General features: G+C 48.8%; 19 protein-coding genes. 14 read left to right on the forward strand and 5 right to left on the reverse strand.

Annotated elements, in window-relative coordinates; translation table 11 throughout:
- The first annotated feature begins 98 nt into the window (after nt 1-98).
- The 5 genes from NDI45_RS19575 (at nt 99) to NDI45_RS19595 (ending at nt 2,417) form a co-directional block, all read left to right on the forward strand.
- Complete coding sequence (locus NDI45_RS19575) at nt 99-467, forward strand: hypothetical protein (RefSeq protein ID WP_348248368.1); 369 nt, start codon at nt 99-101, stop codon at nt 465-467.
- Nucleotides 468-475: 8 nt separating this feature from the next.
- Nucleotides 476-832, forward strand: a complete 357-nt coding sequence (locus NDI45_RS19580) for a hypothetical protein (RefSeq protein ID WP_348248369.1) — start codon at nt 476-478, stop codon at nt 830-832.
- Nucleotides 816-1,208: a hypothetical protein gene (locus tag NDI45_RS19585; protein ID WP_348248370.1), complete on the forward strand. Its 393-nt coding sequence runs from the start codon at nt 816-818 to the stop codon at nt 1,206-1,208. Before NDI45_RS19580 ends, NDI45_RS19585 begins: the two co-directional genes overlap by 17 nt.
- The gene (locus NDI45_RS19590; protein WP_348248371.1) at nt 1,177-1,515 is read left to right on the forward strand and encodes an acyl carrier protein; all 339 of its coding nucleotides are present in this window, start codon (nt 1,177-1,179) and stop codon (nt 1,513-1,515) included. Before NDI45_RS19585 ends, NDI45_RS19590 begins: the two co-directional genes overlap by 32 nt.
- A gap of 320 nt (nt 1,516-1,835) precedes the next feature.
- Nucleotides 1,836-2,417 (forward strand): RICIN domain-containing protein, encoded by a 582-nt coding sequence (locus NDI45_RS19595; protein ID WP_348248372.1) that lies wholly within the window; start codon nt 1,836-1,838, stop codon nt 2,415-2,417.
- A 30-nt stretch (nt 2,418-2,447) separates the two neighbouring features.
- Here NDI45_RS19595 and NDI45_RS19600 read toward each other — a convergent pair whose 3' ends face one another.
- Complete coding sequence (locus NDI45_RS19600) at nt 2,448-2,816, reverse strand: hypothetical protein (protein WP_348248373.1); 369 nt, start codon at nt 2,814-2,816, stop codon at nt 2,448-2,450.
- Nucleotides 2,817-3,679: 863 nt separating this feature from the next.
- Between NDI45_RS19600 and NDI45_RS19605 the strand changes: the two genes are divergently transcribed.
- The 3 genes from NDI45_RS19605 (at nt 3,680) to NDI45_RS19615 (ending at nt 5,707) form a co-directional block, all read left to right on the forward strand.
- Nucleotides 3,680-4,171: a PH domain-containing protein gene (locus NDI45_RS19605; protein WP_348248374.1), complete on the forward strand. Its 492-nt coding sequence runs from the start codon at nt 3,680-3,682 to the stop codon at nt 4,169-4,171.
- A gap of 246 nt (nt 4,172-4,417) precedes the next feature.
- Nucleotides 4,418-5,059 carry a YdcF family protein gene (locus tag NDI45_RS19610; protein ID WP_348248375.1) on the forward strand — a complete coding sequence of 214 codons (642 nt, stop codon included), beginning with the start codon at nt 4,418-4,420 and terminating at the stop codon, nt 5,057-5,059.
- Between the two features lie 204 nt (nt 5,060-5,263).
- A complete protein-coding gene (locus NDI45_RS19615) occupies nt 5,264-5,707 on the forward strand; it encodes a GNAT family N-acetyltransferase (protein WP_348248376.1) in 444 nt (147 codons plus the stop codon).
- Between the two features lie 160 nt (nt 5,708-5,867).
- Here the strand turns inward: NDI45_RS19615 and NDI45_RS19620 are convergent.
- Nucleotides 5,868-6,577 (reverse strand): IS6 family transposase gene (locus tag NDI45_RS19620; RefSeq protein WP_348248377.1). Its coding sequence is split into 2 segments (ribosomal slippage): nt 5,868-6,400 and nt 6,400-6,577, totalling 711 coding nucleotides; the frame shifts between segments, so codons are not numbered across the junction.
- A 595-nt stretch (nt 6,578-7,172) separates the two neighbouring features.
- Nucleotides 7,173-8,807 (reverse strand): iron uptake porin, encoded by a 1,635-nt coding sequence (locus NDI45_RS19625; protein ID WP_348248378.1) that lies wholly within the window; start codon nt 8,805-8,807, stop codon nt 7,173-7,175.
- A 547-nt stretch (nt 8,808-9,354) separates the two neighbouring features.
- On the opposite strand from NDI45_RS19625, the gene NDI45_RS19630 reads away from it, so the two are divergent.
- The 4 genes from NDI45_RS19630 (at nt 9,355) to NDI45_RS19645 (ending at nt 15,060) form a co-directional block, all read left to right on the forward strand.
- On the forward strand, nt 9,355-10,614 hold the full coding sequence (locus tag NDI45_RS19630) for a Na/Pi symporter (RefSeq protein ID WP_348248379.1): 1,260 nt from the start codon (nt 9,355-9,357) through the stop codon (nt 10,612-10,614).
- A 941-nt stretch (nt 10,615-11,555) separates the two neighbouring features.
- Nucleotides 11,556-12,545 carry a DNA/RNA non-specific endonuclease gene (locus tag NDI45_RS19635; protein WP_348248380.1) on the forward strand — a complete coding sequence of 330 codons (990 nt, stop codon included), beginning with the start codon at nt 11,556-11,558 and terminating at the stop codon, nt 12,543-12,545.
- 66 nt (nt 12,546-12,611) lie between these two features.
- Nucleotides 12,612-13,799, forward strand: coding sequence for a serine protease (locus tag NDI45_RS19640; protein ID WP_348248381.1), 1,188 nt, complete (start codon nt 12,612-12,614; stop codon nt 13,797-13,799).
- 520 nt (nt 13,800-14,319) lie between these two features.
- Entirely contained in the window at nt 14,320-15,060 is a 741-nt protein-coding gene (locus NDI45_RS19645) for a response regulator transcription factor (RefSeq protein ID WP_348248382.1), read from the forward strand.
- A gap of 46 nt (nt 15,061-15,106) precedes the next feature.
- Here the strand turns inward: NDI45_RS19645 and NDI45_RS19650 are convergent, their stop codons facing one another.
- The gene (locus tag NDI45_RS19650; RefSeq protein WP_348248383.1) at nt 15,107-15,424 is read right to left on the reverse strand and encodes an antibiotic biosynthesis monooxygenase; all 318 of its coding nucleotides are present in this window, start codon (nt 15,422-15,424) and stop codon (nt 15,107-15,109) included.
- 235 nt (nt 15,425-15,659) lie between these two features.
- Here NDI45_RS19650 and NDI45_RS19655 point away from each other — a divergent pair, with 235 nt between their 5' ends.
- On the forward strand, nt 15,660-16,628 hold the full coding sequence (locus NDI45_RS19655) for a CHAD domain-containing protein (RefSeq protein WP_348248384.1): 969 nt from the start codon (nt 15,660-15,662) through the stop codon (nt 16,626-16,628).
- Nucleotides 16,629-17,073: 445 nt separating this feature from the next.
- Nucleotides 17,074-17,388 carry a hypothetical protein gene (locus tag NDI45_RS19660; protein WP_348248385.1) on the forward strand — a complete coding sequence of 105 codons (315 nt, stop codon included), beginning with the start codon at nt 17,074-17,076 and terminating at the stop codon, nt 17,386-17,388.
- Between the two features lie 122 nt (nt 17,389-17,510).
- Here NDI45_RS19660 and NDI45_RS19665 read toward each other — a convergent pair.
- Nucleotides 17,511-17,910: IS630 family transposase (locus NDI45_RS19665; protein WP_348248386.1), on the reverse strand; the 400-nt coding region annotated here is incomplete at its 5' end.

The raw sequence follows: 17,910 nt of genomic DNA on the forward strand, positions 1-17,910 counted from the left end.
TCCAGAATTTCACTCACTTGTTTTCTTTCACAGTTGCCCAGAGGGGACAGCTTGAGACCCTTCCCCCCTGGCGACTCCCAACAGGAGCTATTTCAAGCATGACGTACAAAGCTTTCATTCTGCTAGCAACCGTCTCGCTGGCTGTTTTTCTCATTCCCAAAACTGCAAAAGCGCAATGGTGGAACCCCTTCCCGCAGGAGCAGCAAGCATCAGCCCCTTACCAATACTTTCGCGGCGGCATCGATCGCGAGAGCTTTAGCTATCTCCATCAGCTCGGCGGAGGGCAGGACGATAACGGCTACTATCAGCAACCTGTGTCAGTAGAGCAAGCCTGGGGCAGCGGTGTCCCTGACGGAGTGCATGGCTATCGGGCAAAGTGGGACGACCAGATTCACATCTTGTATGAGGTGCAAAACGGTCAGATTGTCCGCCAGGACTACTTCTTTAATCGCCCAGTACAGCAGTAGGAGGAGCCATGCAACCTTTAAGCATTGCCCTCACGTCACTGATCATTCTCATTCCCGCAGCGGCTCAGGCTCAACAATGGCAGACGCCCTGGCACCAACAGCAGCAGTATCCCGGCGAGCATTGGCAATCACTTCCCCCGCGTCCGCCTGTCAGCAGAGAGCATCTAAACCAACTGAATCAGCTTGGAGGTGGACAAGACCAATACGGCACATATAACCAGCCTGTACCTGTTCGCAGCGTTTTCGACGGTGATATCCCTGATGGAAGCTATCGATTTCCAATGCAGTGGGACCCAGACCGCAGCATCATCCTCCAGATTCAAGACGGACAGATTAGGAGACAGGATTATGTTTTACCGCGTTAATGCCTTACTCATTGCTGGCGCGATCGTCTCCTGCCAGGTCATCACGACCACGACAACAGCAGCTCAGGCTCAAACGGCAGCGGCAGCGGCTTGTGCGGCGAATCCTTACTGCATTGGTACAGTTGTAGTGGGAGGAATCCTTTATCTCGTTCTATCCAACGGTACACAAATTCCGTATAGCGGCACAGGTGGCTATCTCGAAGACCCTGAAGGCAGCAGCGAGGATTGGTCTGATTATGTTTGGGCAGATAGCCCAGAACAGGCACAGGCACAATGCCAGCAATACGCGATCAATGCAGGCGCAGTTTTAGTTCAAGTTGTCCAAAGAGGAAACGGAAAACGCTATGAATGCAAATTCAGAACTTACCGCTCATGACTTTGAAATGCCAAGTCTCCCACCGCAGCGGGGCGAAGTTTGGCTCAGCGTCGAACTGTCTGCGATTCACGATCGCCCGATCGCTAATGTAATGAAGTCGCTGATTGAAGCAGGCTATCAGCCCCAATTGCGCTACCGTCAGTTACCCGATCGCCTCGCTGTGTTCGCCTTGCTGAAGCATGAACAGCATGAATCGCTGCCGGAAGGCTATCTGGAAGATGAGCTAGAGACATTGGCAGAGCTTGTTCCACCGGAGGCAATTAGTTCACCTCGGAACTATGGAAAACGTCCGGTTACGATGGTTTAAGCCTCTCCAGTAAGAACTTCAATCCCCCTATGAGTCCGTTCAGCGTGTCTGGGCGGATTTTTGTTTGGGAGCGATCGTTGCCTATTGGAATCTCTAACACAGATCATTCCTATCCTCTAACGGTTCCTCTAACGACTGTGAGGAGATTGCAGAATTCAGCCTGAGTAGGGTGGGAGTTGAATCAGTCTCCTGCTGTAGTTTGACATCTGCTGCGTAGGTGAAGCCTGGCAACAGCGATCGCCTAAAAGTTCTCCTTCAGAAGATGCAACAGCCTCAACTTCGCTGGAACTGAGAACCAACTAGAACAGAGGATATTTGTAATGAAAGGCTTTGCAAAAGCTGTGTCTGGTTCACTGGTTGTTGGTCTAAGCTTGACTGCTCTAGCAGTTCTTAATCAACCGAGTGAAGCCCAGATTACCAGTGGACAATTTTTGAACAATACACTGTCTGGTAAATGTATTGACGTTGCAGGTGGACCAGGGCAATCGAATGGATCTCCGCTGCAACTGTGGGACTGTGAACTTTCTGGGGTCAACCCTGACAATGGTTCACCAACAGACCAACAGTGGGTTTTAACTCGCGGTGGTTTTATCCAAAATACTTTGTCCGGCAAATGTATTGATGTCGGGGGCGCACCAGGGCGGTCGAATGGGGCACGTCTGATACTTTGGGATTGTGAATTCTCTGGACGGAATTCTGACAATGGCTCTGTAACCGACCAGCGATGGACTATTACGAGCAACGGTTTTATTCGCAATACTCTATCTGGGAAGTGCATTGATGTTGCAGGCGCACCAGGGCGATCAAATGGAGCACCTCTGCAATTGTGGGACTGCGAACTATCCGGTCGCAATCTAGATAATGGATCTACGACTGATCAAGGTTGGAGCTTTACAAATTAAGCCTTTTCGTTGAGCAGGGGTGATGATCGCCTATACAGAGTCATCTATCCATCCACAATTCCGGCAATCCCAATGAACCTGAGCTGGCTGTACTGGGGCGATCGGTATCTCGCATGCAGGACATCGCCCCGTAAAAAGAGGATGGGTATCCAGTAGCTCCATCTGCTCTGCCGGAGTACGTTGCTTGGGCTGCAAGATTAGCTCTCCGTTGTAATAGGCTGCTCCTTCTGGCTGCCATTGTTCCTCTAGTTCAGGGAGTTGGGCGATCGCCCTAAAATCGGGACAGTTATCTGACTCCAGCCCTAGAGGATGCAGGGTACAGCGCAGATGCGGGTTATGGGTATAGAACTGGCAGAGCTGGCACTGAGGCGGGTAGTCGGGGTCTGGTGAGCTGGACATAGGCTTTTAGGGCTAGGGATGTGTAGTGTGCCCTGTTATGGCTGCCAGAGGATAAGCAGTTGAGGAAAAGCGATCGCATGTTTCAGCGGTACACGAAGGGTGTGTTTAAGCAGGCGGCTGAGGCGTATCTCAAGGCGATCGGAGAAGACAACGACCAGCAGCCTTAGGGTGAGAAGATTGGTCAGCCAAAGAGATGTGAATAAGCCATGTCACATTGAAGGTGTAAATCAAATCCTGGTTTATTTTACTAGCGGCATGGGGATAGTCGATAACTCTAGAAAACAAAGCTGGAAGGCGTTTTCGCTAAATTTTATATGTCTCATAATGACTCAGCTTGACGAGTTCTGAGACACGAGTTTTGCGACAGAATTTTTACATGGATGTGCTCAAATTCTTGGTTCAAAATCTCTCTATTTCGGCAATACCACTGCGTAGGTAGGTCCTGGAATTGCTAAGCCTAAATGGTTCCTCACAGGTTCAGTAGATCTCTTGCTCCTTGCCCCCTCGTAGCATCTCGCACTTGCTCCAACAGCTTCTTCGGAGATTACTGCATAAAAATGGGGAATAAGGAGGATTAAATTGTAGGAAATGATACTCGTCAGTCCATCAGTACCCTATATGAAGATATACGGAGAGATTCTGCCGATCCACTCCAAAAAGCCTATTATGCGGAAAAATTCCGTCGATCTACCTGATTTGGGTGGATCAGTAGAACGATTCTGCCGATCCATCCAGTACTGGAGGATCAGCAGAATTATTCTCTCCAATAATAGTTATGCTTCTAGTGTTCGAGTATGTGGAATGAACAGAAAAGGTTATTAGAATCTCAACTTGCCCCTAGCGAACGGCTTTTATGGTCGGGGATGCCGCGTCAAGGCCTAATTCTCCGGGCAGAAGATGTCTATCTCATCCCCTTCAGTTTGCTATGGGGCGGCTTTGTGATCTTCTGGGAAGTCAGCGTGCTCTCTACCGACGCCCCCTTTTTCTTCAAGCTGTGGGGCGTTCCCTTCGTCCTAGTCGGCTTATACATCATGGTCGGGAGGTTCTTCGCCGACGCGAGGCAACGGGGCAAGACTTACTACGGTGTCACGAACGAGCGCGTCATAATTGTTTCGGGGTTACTTAGCCGGAAGGTGAAGTCGCTCAATCTCCGAACACTGATAGATATTTCTCTGGATGAGAAGTCGGACGGGAGCGGGACAATCACGTTCGGTGCTACAAATCCGATGTCATGGTGGTCTGGCGGCATGTCATTTCCCAGGTGGGGGCCACAACCTACGCCAAGCTTCGAGTTAATACGGGAAGCTAGGAAGGTTTATGAGATTATAAGGAGTGTGCAGCGTCAACCAGCGTAGGGCGAAGCATAACAATGGCATGCAGCGGACGCGCAAATGAGCAGCCTTCTCAAGATAAAGTTCTGTGCGCGCCGCTGATGCCTGGCGTTAGCTAGCTCCGCAGAGAGTTAGCACTCTGAATTTTTGGGCAGGCATCAGGAGAAAGCCAGAAATCCTTCCAGTGATGGCTGAACGAGAGGCAAGTGACGAGCTAACCAATCGTTGCAGCAAATCGATAACAAGCTGATTCTATTTCAGGTGTTAGTCATGCGTTCCAAACTCAGAAAAATTCGCTGCCTGAAACTCCTATTTATCCTGGTTAGCGTGGTGAGTCTGTCCGCCATTGGTTTAGCGATCGACATCTACAGCTTTTCATTCACCAGAGATCACATTCCCTCGGATGCTGCGATTGTCCTAGGAGCGGCTGTCTGGAATGATAAACCCTCACCCGTCTTTGAGGAACGCATCAAACATGGAATCAACCTCTACAACACTAAACAGGTCAAATTTCTTATATTCACTGGTGGCGTGGGTGAGAACGATGAGCTGGCAGAATCGGTAATTGCTCAACGGTACGCGATTCAGAACGGAGTCCATCCGAAAGATATCTTCTGTGAAACGACTTCCAAGATCACGCTAGAGAATCTGCAAGGGGCGAAAGTCATTATCCAGCAGCAGGGGTTCGATCGCATTTTGATTGTAAGTGATCCGCTTCATATGCGACGCTCCTTACTGATGGCGAGAGATTTGGGCATCAATGCCTATTCCTCTCCCACTCCAACCACACGATACAGGGGATTGCAAAGTCAGTCCGAGTTTCTGTCACGGGAAGTGTTCTTCTACGGACTGTACTTTATAGAAAGACCGTTTCGATCACAGCTTTTAACAGGTAGAGATATCGCATTGTAGTAGTAACAGCTAGTGAGCGATCGCCGAAAAATGCTGGCTAACAAATCAAATGCACCAGCAGAATAAAATCTGGTCGCTGAGAACGAAAAGTTAGGACTGCTGATGATTTGAGCCGTACGCCTCACATAGTTTTGTGCCTTTATGATCCGCCCTTGTACCAGCAGCGAATTTCAAACCGTCCGCGAGGTAATAAACGATGCTGCTATGGCATACAAAGACACCATCCCACCGCAATTGTACAGAGAACCGTGGATGTCGGAACAATATTTTGAAGAGGAAATCTCAAGAGGGGTTCAGTTCCTAGGTTTCGAAGAAAATCAAAGCCTTGTTGGAGTGATGGGAGTACAAGATGTAAAAGACGTTACGTTAATACGCCACTCCTACGTCCGAACTAGTCAACGTGGCAAAGGAATTGGCGGAGCCCTTTTGAACCACCATATTGCTCACTCAAGTCGTCCAATATTAGTTGGTTGTTTGAAAGCGATGACCTGGGCCATCTCTTTTTATCAAAAACATGGTTTCACGCTTGTTTCGGATGCGCAGCGAGATGAACTTCGTGCAAGGTATTGGAACTTATCGTCGGAACATGTCAAAAATTCCGTGGTCCTTGCAGACAGGAAATGGCTTGCCGGTTACGAGGTCGTATAACAAAGCAATCGACGTGACATCCGACCGTGTTATTGTGTGCCGAGGCTTTGATTAGTTGCACGTCGGCTGCCCGTCATCGCCGCCGTTACCGGCGCATGAATAGGGGGGTTGTGTCGCAAAAATTGTTTAAGGAGAACCGATCGGTCTCGCTTGCATTCCCTTAAGCAGCAATTCCAAAAATTGCTTCAATAAATCTAACTTGAGAGACACTATTCCCTTGATCGATTTCTTTTACTTGTCCTTTTCTCATCATATTCATCGCTTCGATTCCGCTCAACGTTCTTCTTGCCGTGTTGGACGTCTTAAATCCCATCATCGGCTTTACGATGCGCTTGATGTGCCGATGGTCTTGCTCAATTATATTATTCAAATATTTGTCCTGCCTTAATTCAGTCTCTTTTTCAATCGTTTCATCTGCTTTGAGAGCGTCTATTGCCACTGGATAAGCGGCGTTCTTGTCTACTGTAATCACGCGTGGCGCTTGAGTGTGCTGACCCTTGAGTACTTTGCGAAAGAATCTTGCTGCTGCTTTGCCATCCCGCTTGGCGCTCAACATAAAGTCAAGGGTATTACCCTCCGAATCCACAGCACGATACAGATACTTCCACAAACCCCTGACTTTGAGATAAGTTTCGTCCACCCTCCACGAGTCGTTAGTCAGCTTCAGGTGCGATCGAATTCGTTTGTCCATTCTGGCGAGTACTTCAGCACCCATCGGTTGAGTGTGGAATAGTCCACTTCCACCCCTCGCTCCTGCATCATCTCCTCTAAGTCTCGGTAGCTTAAGGCGTAACGGCAATACCAGCGGACGTTGAGCAGGATGATTTCAGGCAAAAAGTGCCGCCACTTAAATAGAGAAGCAGTAGACATCGGAGGAGGAGAAGGCAAGATTAGGTCTATTTACCTTACTATCCACCAGTTTTTGCGACACAACCGTTTCGACTCACTCAAGCAACAAGTCCGAAAATTTGAGACACAAATTCTAGGCGTTGCTGAATCAGGATATGAACGGTGTAAATTTAGCTTCTGCATCGCCCCCTAAATCCCCCAGCATTGGGGGACTTTGAATTCTGGTTCCCCCCAAAGTTGGGGGGCTAGGGGGGCGTATCATACGCTTATTCAGCAACGCCAAATTCTACTTGTGCTCGCCCATCACCTCTCTCAACCCCCTGAAGCTGTCCTTTACGAATCATGTTCATCGCTTCAATTCCTCTCAATGTCTGTCTAGCACTATGGAAAGACTTCAATCCCCTCGCTAACGGCCAAGAAGTACTGGCAATCTTGTCCGGGTTACAGGTAAGCCCAATCAGCAAAGCGGACTTACCGGTCTAGCAATTGACATTGGCATGATGAAATCAGGGGGTATAGGGGCGAATTCCCTGTATCCCATCCTCATCCGGCGACGATCGCTATAAAAACGAATGCTCATCCTGGAGAGCTATCGAGTCGTGAAGTCGATAATGATTTAGAAGGAAAACGTCGTCCGGATTGTCCCCAAAACAACATCTTCATTGTCATTATCGTGATTTGGCGCAGTTAACCACAGGATTCCAGGGGTAACGCTAATGTTGTCATTGAGTTGATAGCGATAGAAAGCTTCTAGGTGTAAACCTGTATCCGGATCTCTGCGTCGTCCCTCAACCCGTAGCCCGGACGTCCCTGTCAATCGCGGCTGTATCCCGACGACAAGTCCACCCAAATTTCCATCTCCGCCTAAATCGGGAAAGCCCAGCGTGAGCGCATAGTTCCATACATCTGCGTCGCCTTGTCCCAAAACTCGCACCGCCGAAAAGCCAGCCCAGCCTCCAATTTCGATGCCCTCGGTAATTTGAAAATTTGCTTCTACCCCATAGGAGTTGATAGAAACAGGGCGACCGACTGCAACTACAGACCGCTCACTTCCGGTTCCCGTATCAAAGCCAACTGCTTCTCCCTCATCGTCAAATCCGGCGTAAGAATTGATGTAAGTCAGACCGAGCGAAAGCCGATCGTCAAAGGGTGTGAACGTGAGTTGACCGAGTGCCGCGTAATCTCCATTGAACAATCCTGCTCCACCACTGGTGCGATAAGCCTCTGCTGCAAGATAGCCGACCTGAAGCGCAACAGCATCGTTTAATTCCAAACTCACTCCGGCTCCAGTCCCCGATCCCAAGCGGTAGATGGGATTGAAGCGACCAAACCGAGAGATCGCCCCACTGCCGCTACTGGCGAAAGGGCTGATCACATCTACCAAGTCAGAATCATAATAATTATCAATTTGAGCAATGGCAAAGGCAGTAATGCGATCGCCCATCGGGAACTGGTAGGACAAAATATCAATGTCAAAGGCTCCGTCGGTGTCTGTATCAAAGCCTAAGCGAGCCTCATTGCCCAGTACCATTTTATCTGCATCATTCGTCGTTTCAAACCGTCCGAAGTTTCCTGCCTGCAATCTTGCGGTCAGAAGGTCTTCCCCCGTAAAACTGGTCTCAAAGATGAGACGCGCCCGAGTTCCTAAAATGGTGTTGTTGGTTTCCTCGATACCGCCAAATACGTCTGCAAGCCCTAAGACCACCTCTCCGGTGAGTTTAGTTGTAGTGGAAAACTGATTTGCTTCTATCTCAGAGACGCGTGCTTCTAAGACATCGACTCGATTGCGTAGGGTGGCTAACTCAGCAGCAAATTCCTGCTGAAGACGCTCTAAAGTTGCCAAATCCTCACGAGTCGCGGCATTGGCTGTGGCAGTGGAGAGAACTTCCGTAATGCGATCGAGGCAAGCATTCAAACCTGCCGCAAACTCGAAGCGAGTCAGGGCACGCTGTCCTCGAAAGGTACTGTCAGGATAGCCCACGATACAGCCATATCGCTCCACAAGGGACTGCAATGCCTGAAAGGCCCAATCAGTCGGCTGGACATCTGAAAGCTGCGAGACAGAGGTGACCTGTGCCATTGCATCGGGTTGAACCAGCGGCGATTGGCTAGGTTGCTCCGGGGCAATTGATGCATGATTCAAGCTGATGTCAGAAGTGTCTGCCAGAACGATCGGACATAAAGCGACTGCAAGGGTCGTGCTAGCCAGAACAGTAAATAGAGTACGCAAATTGGGAATGAATGAATGCATCTCGTCCTCACACCTGAGTATTACTATTGAGCTCGGAGGCTGTAACTGATAAACCTTTTGTGTCGGGAGGTTAGCATATTACACCTGAAATAATATGTTTTACAAACAACATTCATGCCATTGAAGCTCAAGCGTAGTTTGATGATACGGGTGCACATTAACTTCAGCGACTAAAACTGCTGTGGGATGTCTCAGAACGGTGTTAGAAAATCAGCAAGATAGAAATTAATTTATGCAGGCAGGCAAAGAGTTCAGAAGAATAGCACGGATTTTAAGTACTTTTGCTGCTAAATTTTGCAGTCTGAATGAGATATGAAACGAAGAAATAAACAATTGAGTTTAAGAGCGGATTTAGAAAAAGTTAAGGTTAGTTAGCCTGAAAATTTTCTTTGGCTAATTGTGCTAAATAAAAACCGATATCTCCCTTTCAGAAGAGATAAAAATCGAACTATCAAAATTATTCTTGTTCATAGCGAACTCAGCTCCGTCTTTGCTCATTTTTAGTTTTAGATCCCCTGAGCAATAAAACTTTTTTGTGAGAAGTAAAATGTTTATTCTGAAGCGGTTGAATTCCAAGTTGCTCACCTATCTGAGCGTCGCATTATTTACGATTACGCTGTTCGCTAGTCCGCCTACATGCATTCAGCAGTTTCCGGCTTTCAACCAATTGCCTGCTGTTTATGCCAACGCTCAAACTTCCCCCGCAAGCAACACGCAAGAGACAGAGCAAGCTGCTGAACCATCCGAACCTCCGTTAACTGAAGAAGAACAAGAACAGGAAGCAATCGACTTCTTTCGGATTGCAATGGGCGCGATCGCCGGATTAGTCTTGTTTATCTACGGCGTTACTCGACTCGCCGAAGGATTGGAAGATGTTGGTGAAGTAAGAATGAAAAACCTGCTCAGTAAGTTCACCAGCAATCGCTTTGCCGGAGTTGCAACAGGAATTGTGGCAACCACGTTTTTAGAATCTTCGTCGGTAACGATTATTCTTGTCATTGCAATGGTGAGTGCAGGAGTTCTTACGTTTGTGCAGTCCCTAGGGGTCGTCTTAGGTTCCAATATTGGCACTGCGGTTGGTGCACAGATTATCTCGCTCAACATCGAGCTATACGTTCCGATTTTGATGTTCGCTGGTTTACTCACGTTCTTCCTAGGCAGAAACGCTCGAATCAAATCGATTGGCATTGTCCTACTAGGCTTTGGACTAATGTTTTATGGGCTAGAAGCAATCGATTCAGCCATGGAGCCGTTTCGAGAATATGAGCCGTTCCTTAACCTGATGAAGCGATTGGGGGAGAATCCCTTGCTCGGTGCATTATTAGGGGCAATCTTCACGGTGATTGTGCAGTCTTCCTCTGCAACGGTTGCAATTGTAGTAACGCTTGCTAGTTCTGGGTTGATTGGCTTGGCTGCCGGAATCGCGATTATGCTGGGTGCAGAAATTGGCACTTGTGCCGACACGTTGGTTGCCATGATTGGGCGAGGCAGTTACGCACTCAGAACGGGATTGTTCCACTTCTTGTTTAACGTTGTTAGTGCCGTCCTGGGTATTCTGTTTGCACCTCAGCTTGCCCAGCTTGCCCAGTCGATTTCTGGTGACGATGTGGGACGACAAGTTGCTAATGCTCAAATGCTTTTCAACATTATCGGTGTGGTTGCAGTCATTGGATTTCTGCCGATCGTAGCTCGACTGCTGACCAAGCTGGTTCCGGAAACGCAAGCCGATCGCGATCGTGCCCAGCGACAAGCAGAAAAACATGGAACCAATCCAGAAGCATTACAGCCCAGTTCTGTTTCTCGTTAGCTCGAGCTTCGGCACGGACTCAATCTAGCGCTTCCTTTTCCAGTTGTCGCGTCTCTCGCTTTTCGGGTTCTTACGCAGATTTAGTGAAAAGGGATGCGATCGCTGAGGGTTGTTGTCACTTAACAAATTACTTACGTCGTTAACAAATTAACTGCGTGAACCTAAAAATTGCTGTAATCCTTGTACAGCTATGCTTTCTATCATTAGGACGAGCTTGCGACAAACAATTATCAATTTAACAAATTAACTGCTTCAACTTTGGAGCAGCTTGAGATCCAAGCAGAAACACGCCTTTAGATATCTGCTGCTTTGAGCAACTGCCTCTCTACAATTATCCTTCTACAATAGAAAACACAGTGAAGCTGAACGATTGCTGCCATCCCTATTCCCAGGAAATATAGCCTCAATGCCTGTTCTCTTCCGGCTTCACGCCGTGCCTATCCTAATTCAACAACGCACGTAATTTGTTAATCCTATCCCCGAAAAAGTAACGCACGTAATCTGTTATCTTCGCAATCGATCGTCTCATCCCTGTCTCATCGCTGGAATATTTTGCTTCTACTAGCTTTCAGCTTCTTCTCCTTCAACGCAGTTAATTTGTTAACGACTCAGATAATTCGTTAAGCGACAGCTATTTTATGAAGCCTACGTTGAGCATGAAAAACTCGCACCAATGGTGCGATAAGTTGCTGGAGCCATAACATCGCCAGTCTAGAGAAATGCAAAGATGACCTGGAGCGGGAATACTACATTCTCATGAGCCGGAAACCTTCCTGCGTCTGAAGGGTGGCAGCAATGCGTCAAGCAATGCCATGATAGCTGCTGTGCCTTTGTATGCTCATCTAAAAAAGCCCTCTTCTTGAAAGGCTGCGCCGCAATTTTCTCGTGAATGTTTTGTCAGCTTGTTAGAAACCAGATAGTGCATTCCTTAAGGAGTCTTTATGAACTCGCAAGAAGTGACGTTAACAATTCCTCTAAGCATTACAGTACGTATCGGAGACAGTCCAGCAGCTTCCGCACCTTCCGAGAGGCTAGTTTCCGAAAGTCCACTACTCGAATTTGAGCAAGAGGCAGCTCGTCCTCGTTCTTACTACCAGGAGTACAAAGGCTACGATCCCGATTTTCTGGGTACTACCGTTCCCTTACCAGTATTGACCGACGAGCAGCGACGGAACGCTGCCAAGAACAGTGACGCTGCCGAGGGTGACGACCCAACCGTCTTGCCCTACACCCACTTCAGCATCGTTATGAATCGTCGCCGCCAGCTTGCCTATTACACTGTTGTCAACATTGACGGCAATCAGAGCACTGACTTAGAGCGCGGAAGAGACCGCTGGTATTTCGATTCCCGGATTGCCGAATCTGAGCAAATTGGCGAGGCGCTCTACAGCCGCAATAAGCTAGACCGCGGCCATTTGGTGCGGCGGCTTGATCCAGTTTGGGGATCGCAAGCTAGGCGCGCTAACGATGATTCCTTCCACTTTACAAACTGCTCTCCCCAGCATGCGAAATTCAATCAAGGACAAGACCTGTGGCAGGGATTGGAGAACTACATCCTAGACAACGCGGATGCACGCAACCGCAAGGTTACGGTGTTTACGGGTCCCGTGATGGATGATCAAGATCCCATTTATAGAGGCGTTCGTCTTCCCCTCGCCTTTTGGAAGATCATTGCTTACGTCAAAGCGGACGGCACACTAGCGACGGCGGCGTACATGCTGGAGCAGGAAGAATTGGTTCAAGATCTGGTGCGATTTGAAGCCGCTTTTGATCCTGGTATCTATCGGGTCGAACTGTCCCATCTCAAAGAACGCACTGGCCTCGACTTCGACTATCTCATTGAACATGAACTGTCGTTGTCCGCAGACGGGCTGGAAGCGGGTCGAACCCGTGTGCGCATTAAGAACAACTACGAGAATCTAAGCCTGTAAACGCTTCGATTCGACCGTGACTTCGGTCATTTTCACCCTGTCTTTATCACATCAGCAAAGATAATCATGGAACTTGATCCTAAGGTGCAGCAGGAAGCCGCCCAGCGACTGGCAGCGTCAGAAAAGGAACGCGAAAAGACCCGTCAATATCTGAACAAGGGTGAGCTTCTGAAAGCGGACACCCCGGAGCGGATTGAGAAGCGGAAGGTGAAGCTGCTAGCCAATCAAAGCCTGACTCCTATGCTCAGCAAAGAGAATCGGGAGGCTCTAGCCAGTGGACCCGTTCGTGAAGCCCCGGCGGAGGCGCGATTTGCCCTTGAAATTCAGATCGAAGGACTTGATACACAGCCCTGTTGGTTCCTGTCTCTAGGCGCGCAGATTCGTCGAACCATCGGGCGTATTCACATTCGTGATGCAACCCGGCGTATCGGCTGGGGAACCGGGTTTCTGGTCGCCCCCAACCTTCTGTTGACCAACCAGCATGTCCTAAATTCGTTGCAAACGGCTCGGTTGAGCCGGGTCGAGTTTGATTATGAGGAAACGTTCGCCGGAGAGTTTCTGCCCTCTGCCACCTTTGATCTCGCTCCGGACACTTTTTTCGTCTCCCATCCGGCCTACGAAGGGATGGACTATGCTCTCGTCGCTGTCGCCTCCCGCGCCCGTCCTGATAGCCAAAGACCGGAGGCGACCCTTGCTGAGTTCGGTTACAACGTTCTGATTCGGGACGAGGGGAAGGTGATCAAGGGCGAGTTAATTAACTCCATTCATCACCCCGAGGGACAGCCACGGCAGGTAAGCCTGCGTGAGAACCGGCTCATGGCGCTGCTGGACCTGTGGCTGCACTATGAGACAGACACCGCAAAGGGATCTTCTGGTGCCCCGTTGTACAACAACCAGTGGCAGATCGTCGGCATCCATCACTCTGCTGCTGAAAAGCGCGATGATGCGGGTAATATCCTGGCGATCGGAGGCGGGCAATGGCGACCCGAAATGGGGGAGCGCCAGAAGTGGTGGTACGCCAATGAAGGGCTGCGTATCAGTCGTTTCATCGCTGATGTTGAAACGCAGGTAGCAGCAGCCCTTGACTCCAGTGCCCCACCAGTAGCTGAACGGATCGTTACCGAAGCAGGATACGCGCTCTTCCAAGCCATGCTAAACCCTGTACAGAATCGCTTCAACCCACCTCTATCGGTGGTGACGAATAACAATCCCTCCATCCCTACTCCCCACCGCAGGAGATTCAACCCTGATTAACCTTATCTCACAGCAGAGAGGCAATTCTCTTAAAGACGCTTATTGAGATGGAAAGACTGTTGTCGCGTCTCTCGCTTTTCTGGCTCTTTCCTGATTTTGGTGATCCAGGTTTATCGAGGTTTTTGAAATAGCCCAAAACTTCAGTATCTCGTTGAGTCGGTCTATCGTTTTGCAAGCCCTTAACGTTCATCCCACTCCAGATCACCAAAATCAGGAAAGAGCCAAAATAAACGAAGTTTAATCTGAGATGAGGCAGAGCGATGAAATGAGCTGTACTACTTTAGCCTTAAAAGCAATCTCTTCAATCGTTTCAGGCTTTTGAGAGCGAAAACTAATTTGAGACGAGACGAAAAAGAATTTGACACGCGACACCTATAAAGCGGGTTAAACAACACCAGCTTCTACAAATCAGAGGGATCTATCTGAAGGCGAATGCTTAAGCCTTTATTTGTATAGAAGCAATGTGCCTCACTCTCCCTTATGCATAGGAGATGTAATAAGTCTTGGTCGCCCTAGTACGATGACTTACCTTGCTCACCCTAGCCAGCTTGCCTCTCCTAGTTCTGCCGCCACCACGATTCTGCTGGCTGAACCTGATATTCAAATTCGCGAGATTGTTACTGATGCACTAGAGCGTGAAAACTATGGAGTCGTATCAGTCAGGGATGGGCAAAAGGTTTTAGACTTATTGCCTCGTACCTCCCTTAATCCAGACCTCCACCTGCTAATCCTCGAAGCGACGCTACCTCAAGTCAACGGGTTAGAGCTTTGTCGATTACTGCGGAGCCGAGGATACAATCTCCCTATCCTGATGATTAGCCCGAAGGACAGCGAAACCGATCGCGTGGTGGGATTGGAGATGGGGGCAGATGACTACTTGGTCAAACCGTTCGGAATTCAGGAATTCGTTGCTCGCTGTCGAGCCTTGCTGCGCCACCGATCGCGTTCTGTTTCGACACAGCCTACGACCCTTAATTGTCGAGATCTGGTGCTTGACTGGAGCACGTGCATTGTCACACTGCGTGGGCAACCCCTTGCCCTGAGCCCGAAGGAATTTTGCCTACTGAAGCTATTCCTGCAGTCTCCTAAACAGGTGTGGACCCGAGAGCAGTTGATCGATCGCATTTGGGGCACGGACTACATCGGGGACTTCAAAACGGTGGATGTGCACATTCGCTGGCTGCGGGAAAAGATAGAGCCCAACCCAGGAAAACCTGAGTACATCAAGACGGTGCGCGGCTTTGGCTATCGCTTAGGGTAACCGCAAGTAGATGGCAGTTGCTCCTGATGCCCTGAGCATCGACAAGCTACTCGGCACGGGATTGCGGCGTTGTCACATCGTACCAATGAATTTGAAGGGGTTCGATAAATAATTCTGCGGCTGCCTCACCTAACTTTGCAAAAAGCTGAGAGTCCAGTTCTGACCTTAATCGCGCTTCAGCGTCCCATTCTTCGACCAGAATGAACTGGGTTGCATCAACTCGCTGGTGCAGCAATTCGCAACTGTGACAGCCCACTTGCTGGCAGCGCTCCTCCATAAATTGAATCAGAACGTTTTTCAACTCTCGCTCTCGCTCAGGACGAGCCATGACGCGCGTTAAAATTCGGATCTTTAAGTTTGTCATTATTTTTGTATAAGAAGAAATAAATTGGCTTGTTTTGATCAAAGTCATACAGTTGGGGGATTAACTGAAGGTTAATCCTTAGTTAAGCTCTCCCTTTAACCTCACGTCCCATCTAATCACCGCGTTTCTCTTTCAATTCAAGGATAAAGATTGAGAGCTTTGCCCCTATGGGAGGTGTAGCTTCTGTCTTGCTTCCATGTAGTCCTTCACTCGATTGAAACAGTCCTCGCATCCTATGACTAAAGCACAACAGGGTAGAGCATCAAACTCAGCAACTCCCCCTCCCCAGACTCTGGAAGCCTATGCTTATCAGGTCATTGAAGAACAATATCGCCGCATTGTTAAGCAGGAGAAGAGGGTACTTGCTGACAAAGACCCAGAAGCATTACATCAAATGCGGGTGGGAACTCGCCGCCTCCGGACTGCCCTGCAAGTCTTTGGCAGTGCGATCGACATTCCCAAAGCCGGCAGTGCTCAGCGTCTGCGAGATTTGGCAAGAGTCCTGGGGGAAGTGAGAGACCTGGATGTGCAACTGGCGAGTTTAGAGCAGGAATATCGTCCGAACCTCAATCAAAAAGAGCAAAAACAGTTAGACAAAGTGTCTGAGGCGTTGAAAAAGCAGCGGGTGAAAGCTTTTGCTCGAATGAAGGCAGTGCTGTCTCAGCCGCTGTATCAAGAGTTGAAAACCACCTATGCGGATTGGTTAAAGCGTCCCCGCTATACCTCGATTGCCCAGCTACCCCTCTCGGTTCTCCTGCCCGACTTGTTAGGTCCCCTGCTGTCTCATTTGCTGGTGCATCCGGGCTGGTTAATTTCTAGCAAAGAAACTTCAGGCGAAAAGGGCATTATGTTGCACGAGCTGCGAAAAGCCTGCAAACACGCTCGCTATCAAGCCGAATTCTTCATGCCATTCTATGGAGAGCAATTTCAAGACTGGGTTGCAGAAATCAAAGCGTTGCAAGCTCAATTGGGAGATTTTCAGGACACCCAGGTTTTCCTGGAGCTTGCCACAAAAACCCTCGGTCGTGAACTTCGCTTACCCGATCTCCAAGCGGCGATCGAGCAAAAGCAGCAGGGAGCGTTAGTTAACTGGGAGGAGATTCGGCAGAAGTATCTCGATGAGGGATTTCGTTATCACCTGCATCAAATGCTGCTCCAGCCCACCGTCAAGGCGGGGCAGGTGCATCCTGAGCTAGTTAGGTAAGGTCGGTTAGTGAACAGAAGTGTCCTCCGGCTGTCTGCGGTAATGCACGATCGCAGGCTGACCGGGAGGACAAGTTAGCTGGATCTGCTGGAGGCGGCAGAGTCTCAGGTGAGAGCGAGGAATAAACTCACCTTCACTAGTGAAGGAACCCGGGGAATGATACTCGCTAGGCGTGAAACAAGAGTTCAGACGCATATGTGGGAGGAATCTTCAATCCACAAAACAGAGTTAAATTCTGTATCAGTTTTTACAAATCTTGGATTATCGTAACGAACTGAATCAGAATAAGGGTTAAGTGTGGATAGGACTGTCTTTAAGCCTGAATTAAGCTTTCGACTGCTCCCTCTCCGGAAGAGATATTGCTGTTCCATTCACTCTCGCCTTAGATGACTTAAGATCGCGAATTGGTAACTTTTAGCTGCGCTTTGACTTAGGAAATAACACAATGGGAAACAAGAAAAAGGACAAGAAAAAAGACGGCAAGAAAGAGAAAGGAATTGCCGCTACTGTTGGGTCGGTAGGGACAGCAATTGCTAGCGTTCCCTCTGCCCTGACAAAGGTAGCTGGTACCGCTGCTCACACCACTGGTCAAGTTGTTGAAGATGCGAGTGGGAAAGCTGGACAGCTTGTAGCGGATGCGACAGAGAACACAGTTAACACAGCACAAGCTGTAATTGAAAAACTACAGCTTGATTATTCCGATGATGGAAAAAGCAAGAAAAAAGATAAGAAGGATAAAAAGAAGAATAAGAAGAAATAGCTTTCAGTCGACCTATTTTGATAACATAATCGCCTTTCCTGTTCTTGATTTCGTTGGCGAAGTACTGAGGAGTGATATGACAGTTGCGAGTGTAAATAAAATGGCCAATTGCTTATATAGCTTTACGGAAAAACGTTCGGACAATGTTTGAAGGCAGCATCGACACAAACGCGAAAACTGTCAAACTCGTCCCAGCGTTGGCGCATCCAATTCTTGAGCACGAACCACCAGCGCTCGATCTTGTTCAAGTCCGGCGAGTAGGGCGGCAGATACCAGAGTTCACAACCTGCCTCAGCCACCATTTCCGTAATCACTTGCGAATGATGGAAACTGGCATTGTCAATCACAATGACATCGCCAGGCTGCAATTGTGGAATTAAGCCTTGCTCCAACCACTGCTCGAACAAGTCGCGATTACAAGAACCTGCATAAGTCATGGGTGCAAACAACTTGTCTAATTTAAGGGCAGCAATCCAACTGACACGCTCGGTGCGTTTGCCGGACTTCAGTGCAGGAAAGCGT

The organism is Leptolyngbya sp. GB1-A1 (assembly GCF_039962475.1).
Lineage (GTDB): Bacteria > Cyanobacteriota > Cyanobacteriia > Elainellales > Elainellaceae > Leptolyngbya_A.